This is a genomic window from Cupriavidus gilardii (assembly GCF_017598945.1).
Classification (GTDB): Bacteria; Pseudomonadota; Gammaproteobacteria; order Burkholderiales; family Burkholderiaceae; genus Cupriavidus; species Cupriavidus gilardii_E.
This window is the reverse complement of record NZ_JAGFTW010000048.1, coordinates 1-6,169: the sequence shown is the minus strand read 5'-3', so window position 1 is coordinate 6,169 and position 6,169 is coordinate 1. Positions and strand designations below refer to the sequence as shown.

Sequence of the window (6,169 nt, the reverse complement as noted above, 5' to 3'; positions counted from 1 at the left end):
GCTGCAGCACCTCGCCGATCAGGCGGGCGGTGCTCCAGCCATCGAGCAGCAGATGGTGGCTGGTCCAGATCATGCGGTAGCGTTCGCTGTCCAGGCGCAGCAGGCGTACGCGCATCAGCGGAGCGGTATCCAATGTGAAGGCCCGTTGCCGTTCCGCAAGCGCGACCTCATCGAGTTCGGTTTCGGACCAGTTGAGGGCCTCGTCGATACGAACGGGAGAAGGCACCTGACGATAGACGGCCTGCATGGCCTGGCCGTCGATCCAGATAAAGCCGGTACGCAGAATCTCGTGCCGCGCCACCGCTTCGTCCCAGGCCGAGCGGAAGCGCTCGGCGTCGAGGCCATCGAGCGTGATGGCCAGCTGGTTGACGTAAAGCCCGGCCTCCGGTGCATAGAGGGAGTGGAACAGCATGCCGTGCTGCATCGGCGTGAGCGGATACAGGTCCTCGATCTGCCCACCGTCGAGGCGATCGAGTTGAGCTTGAGCCAAGCCGGCCAGTGGCACGTCTGACGGCGTCAGCGCCCCGGGTGGCACGCTGATGCAGTGCTCGATGGTCGCCTCCAGCGCCTGCCGGTAGGTTTCTACGAGCGCGGCAATGGTCTCGCGGCGATAGCGGGCCGTACTGAAGCTGATGTCGAGCGACAGCGCGCCGCCGGTTACCTGACCGTTGATGGTGATCCAGTTGCCAAGCGGTGCCTCCGGGGCAAACGGCTGGCCCGGAGATTCCTCGGCACGATCGAACAGCGCTGCTTCGTCGATGTTGGCGTCAAGCTGCCCCAGATAGTTGAACGTAATGCGAGGGGGGCGCAGAGCCGCGAGCGCTTCACGGATCGGCTGCGGCCCCAGATGACGCAGCAAGCCGTAGCCGATGCCGTGATCCGGGATGGCGCGCAATGTCTCCTTGACCGCCTTGATGCTGCTGCCGGTGTCGTCGTGCACCGGCAGGAGGACCGGGAACAGGCTGGTGAACCAGCCGACCGTGCGGCCGACATCCGGATGCTCGAACAACGCGTCACGGCCGTGACCTTCCAGGAAGATGGCGGCGCGATCGACACCGGCCCATTGACCGACGGCTCGCGCCAGCGCGCTGAGCAGCAGGTCGTTGATCTGCGTCCGGTAGGCGGCGGGCGCCTGCTTGAGCAGTCGTTGAGTTTGGGCCGGCGACAGGCGCAGGTTCAGCGCCGCGGCGTCTGCGATGCGGTCGTGATCGACGGCCTGATCGCAAGGCATTTCCGGACCCTGCCGGGCGCGCCAGTAGTCGGCCTGCTGGATCAGCGCGTCGGAGTTCGCGTGCTGGACCAGCGCCTGGGACCAGGCCTTGTACGACGCGGTCTTGGGCGGGAGAGCGACAGTTCGGTCCTGCTGCGCCAGGCGGTACGCCTGCTGCAGGTCTTCCAGCAGGATGCGCCAGGAGACGCCATCGATCACCAGGTGGTGGGCAACGAGCAGCAGCCGCTCGCCGCCGTCCGACAAACGAAGATGCAGCGCACGGAGCAGCGGGCCATGCTGCAGGTCCAGGCTTTGTTGCGCGCGGTTGCAGTGTTCGCCGATGGCGTCCGGGTCTGCGACGTCCGCTTGCCACAGCATGTCGTCGATGACCGCGTCGGCGTAGTGCTGGCGCCATTGACCGTCGGTCTGCCAGTACCGAAGCCGCAGGGCGTCGTGGTGATGGACCACTGCGTGCAGCGCCTGCCGTAGTGCCTCGTGGTCGAGTGGAGCGCGTGGGCGCAGCAGCACCGACTGGTTCCAATGGTGGCGCTGCGGAATCGGCGTCTCGAAGAACGCCTGCTGGATCGGCAGCAGCGGCACCTCGCCCGTCGGTTTGTCCTCGACGGCGTGATTCCCCTCGTCCCGCGTGGCGACCTGAGCCAGCGCCTGGATGGTCTGATGCAGGAACAGGTCCTTGGGCGTGAATCGGAGCCCCACGCGACGAGCCCGGCTGATCGCCTGGATCGACAGGATGGAGTCGCCGCCCAGTTCAAAGAAGTTGTCGGTGATGCCGACGCGCTCGACACCGAGAATCTGTTGCCAGACCTGGGCGAGCAGGGTTTCGATGTCGTTGCGTGGCGCGAGATAGCCGTTGACCTTCGACACTGGCTCGGGCAGCGCCCGGCGGTCCAGCTTCCCGTTCGCCGTGACCGGTAGCCGATCGAGCGCAATGATGTGCGCCGGCACCATATACGTGGGCAGGCAGCCTTCGAGATAGGCGCGAAGCTCGGCGGGACCCTCCGATGCGTGCTCGCGGGCCACCACGTAGGCCACCAGTTGTTTGCCCCCTTGGCCGTCGTGCGCCAGGACAACGGCCTCGCGGACCGACGCATGGGCACGCAGGCGTGCTTCAATCTCGCCAAGCTCGATCCGGTAGCCGCGAATCTTGACCTGATGGTCCAGTCGACCGATGTATTCGATGTTGCCGTCGCGACAGCGCCGGACCAGATCGCCGGTGCGGTACATGCGGGCGCCTGAGGCGAAAGGATCGGGCACGAAGCGTTCGGCGGTCGGCGTCGGCCGGCCGACGTAGCCGCGCGCCAGGCCGAGGCCGCCGATATAGAGCTCGCCAGTGACCCCGACCGGCACCGGATTCAGGTCCGCGTCGAGAACGTAGGCGGTGCGGTCGCCAACCGGCCTGCCGATCGGCACGTACGGGCTCGGACAATCGGTGTCGTGCTGCCCGACCCAGGCCAGCGGGGTGACGACGGCTTCGGTCGGGCCATAGCCGTTGATCAGCGTGCCGGCACGGAACTTCTGCTTGATGCGGGCAAAGGCTTCGCGCGACATCGCTTCGCCGCCGAAGGACAGCAGGCGCAGCGGCACCGGCTCGGTGGCCGCCTCGGCAAGCCGTTGCAAATAGGCGGGCGGGAAGCCGGCATTGGTGACGCCTTCGCGTGCAATGACTTCAAGCGTTTGCTCGGCGCTCCACAGGGTGTCGTCGCGCAGCACCAGTTGGGCGCCGGCAATCAGCGGCACCAGCCAGCGTTCGTGGGCACCGTCGAAGTTGAACGACAGGAAGTGCAGCTCACGATCGTCCGGACCCATGCCGTACTGCTCGACGGTGGCGTGGCAGTGCATCGCCAAGGGGCCGTGTTCGACGGCGACGCCCTTTGGTGTACCAGTCGATCCCGAGGTGTAAATGACGTACGCCAGCTGATGGGGATCGACTTGTGGCAGGCGAACCGGTGCCGGTTCGCCAATGTCTTCGGCGATGACCATCGGCAGGTCAACCGACACCTTGCCGAACAGCGCACGCGACGTGACCAGCAGGCGGACATTGGCGTCCCGCAGCAATGCCTCGATGCGCGCAGGCGGCAGTTCCGGGTCCAACGGCAGGTAAGCCGCCCCAGTCTTGAGCGTGGCCAGTAACCGCACGATCAGGTCCGGGCTGCGATCGAGTACGACACCGACCACGGCCTCGGGCCCTGCACCGGCTGCAAGCAAGGCATAAGCCAGACGGTTAGCCGCGGCATCCAGCTGACCGTAGGTCAGCGCTTGCTCGCCGCAGCGTACTGCAATGACGTCAGGGCGCTGTGCCGCCTGGCGCGCGATGGCAACGTGGACTGGCACAGCCGTGGAGAACCGGCTGTCCGGCGTATTCCAATCCCGCAATCGACGTTGCTCGTCGATATCGAGAAGGTCCAGTTCGCCGACACGAATTTCAGGTCGATCGGCGATTTGCTTCAGCACGCCAACGAAATGCCGCTGCAAACGTTCGACCGTGTCGTGCTCGAACAGGTCAGCGGCATAACCGAACACGCCGCCGAGGGTTCCTTGCTCGTCTTCATGGGTGTCGAGCGCAAGATCCACCTTCGCTGCATTGGCGGTACGCTCGACCTTCTCCAGCACCAGTCCCGGCAGGCGATCCAGCGCGCGCAGATCGCGCCGCTGATGGTTCAGCATGACCTGGAACAGCGGGTTGTGCGACAGATCGCGTTCCGGCTGTAGCGCCTCGACCAGTTGCTCGAATGGCAGTTCTTGATGTGCCTGGGCTTGCAGCACGGACTCCCGGGCGCGAGCCAGCACTGCGTCGAATGCCATGCTGCCGTCGATCTCGGTGCGCAGTACCTGTGTGTTGACGAAGAAGCCGACCACGCCCTCGGTTTCGACGCGGCTACGGTTGGCCACTGGCACGCCAATACGCACGTCACGCTGGCCGGTGTAGCGGTAGAGCAGCACCTGGAAGGCGGCAAGCAGCACGGTGAAGAGCGTGGTGTCGGTCCGACGCGCCAACGCCCTCAGCTTGGCCGACAGCGCGGCATCGAGCGAGAACGAGACGGCGCCGCCGCGATGACTCGGCACCGCGGGGCGAGGCCGGTCGGTGGGAAGTTCCAGCACGACAGTGCCATCGTCGGCGAGATGCGATTTCCAGTAGCGCAGCTGCCGTTCCAGTTCGCCGGCTTCGAGCCATTGCTTCTGCCAGGCGGCATAGTCGGCGTACTGAATCGGCAGCGGCGGCAATTGCACGGGCTGACCGGTGACGAAGCCCGCATAGAGCCGAGCGAACTCGTCGATGACCACGTTCATGGACCAGCCGTCGGAGACGATATGGTGCATGGTGACGAGCAGGATGTGGTCGTCGTCGGCCAGCCGCAGCAGGCGCACGCGCAGCAGCGGTCCCTGTTCGAGGTCGAACGGCGTCTCAGCCTCGGTGTCGATCAGCAGTCGGACCTCGGCGTCGCGTTGCGATGGCTCGATGTTGCGAAGATCGCTGACGGCGATCGGCAGGGTAGAGGGCGGATGGATGCGCTGCACCGCCTGCTCGCCCTGTTGATGGAACGTGGTCTGCAGACTTTCATGCCGTGCCACCAGAGCGTCGAAGGTACGCTGCAAGGCGGCATCGTCGACTGTACCGCGCAGACGCAGCATGCCGGCCAGATGGTAGGCACTGCCATTCGGTTCGAGCTTCCACAGGAACCACATGCGCTGCTGTGCCGGCGACAGTGGCAGATCGGTGGTGGCCGGCCGCCAGTCCGGCGTAATCGGAAGCACCGACAGCGAAATGCCTTGCTCGGCCAGACGTTCGAGCAGGATGTTCCGCTTCTCCGACGGAAGTCCGACAAAACGCCGGATCAGTTCCCGGCTCGCTTGCTGATCGTTCATGGAATTAGGAAGTCTCGAGATCGGCGATCAGGTCGTCGATGGTCTGCAATTGGCTGGCGACATTCACCGTGGGATCGGTCGCCTGTTGCCGTGCGATGTGGTCGGCGAGTTCCGCAATCGTGGGCAGCGACATGGCCTGCCGCAGCGTCAGCGTGTTGCCGAGCTCGCGATGAAGGCGGGAAACCAGTTGTGTCAATAGCAGGGAGTGGCCACCGAGTTCGAAGAAGTCGTCGTGGATGCCGACTTGATCGAGGCCCAGTACCTCTCGCCAGATCGTCGCCAGCAGCACCTCGGTGTCATTGCGCGGCGCCACGTAGACGCGGGTTTCCCACACCGGCTCGGGAAGCGCGCGACGGTCCAGCTTGCCGTTGGCGGTGACGGGCAACTGGGCCAGCAGGACGATCTGCGCCGGCACCATATAGGGTGGCAGGCAGCCTTCGAGATGGGCTTTCAGCATTGCGCCGATGCCGGGCCGGTCTTCAACCGGTACGGCATAAGCCACCAGCTGCTTTCCGCCCGGACCGTCAAGGGCCACGACCACCGCCTCGCGTACCGCAGCATGCGCGCGCAGGCGTGCTTCGATCTCGCCCAGTTCGATCCGATAGCCGCGAATCTTGACCTGATGGTCCAGCCGGCCGACGTATTCGATGCTGCCGTCGCGACAGCGCCGCACCAGATCGCCGGTGCGGTACATGCGGGCGGCGGTGGCGAACGGATCGGGCACGAAGCGCTCGGCAGTGAGACCCGGTCGGCCGACATAGCCGCGCGCCAGGCCGAGGCCGCCGAGATAGAGCTCGCCAATGACCCCGACCGGCACCGGATTGAGGTCGGCGTCCAGCACGTAGGCGGTGCGGTCGCCAACCGGCCTGCCGATCGGCACGTAGGCGCTAGGGCAATCGGTGTCGTGCTGCCCGACCCAGGCCAGCGGAGTGACGACGGCCTCGGTGGGGCCATAGCCGTTGATCAGCGTGCCGGCACGGAACCTCTGCTTGATACGGGCGAACGCCTCGCGCGACATCGCTTCGCCGCCGAACGACAGCAGGCGCAGCGGCACCGGCTCGGTGGCCGCCTCGG

General features: G+C 65.8%; 2 protein-coding genes. Both read right to left on the bottom strand.

Annotation, left to right across the window (positions count from 1 at the left end):
* Positions 1–5,095, bottom strand: a 5,095-nt coding sequence (locus tag J5T34_RS18285; protein WP_208581526.1) for a non-ribosomal peptide synthetase, incomplete at its 3' end; no start/stop codon positions are given.
* A 4-nt stretch (positions 5,096–5,099) separates the two neighbouring features.
* Positions 5,100–6,169 (bottom strand): AMP-binding protein (locus J5T34_RS18280; protein ID WP_208581524.1); only part of this gene is annotated, 1,070 nt, incomplete at its 5' end.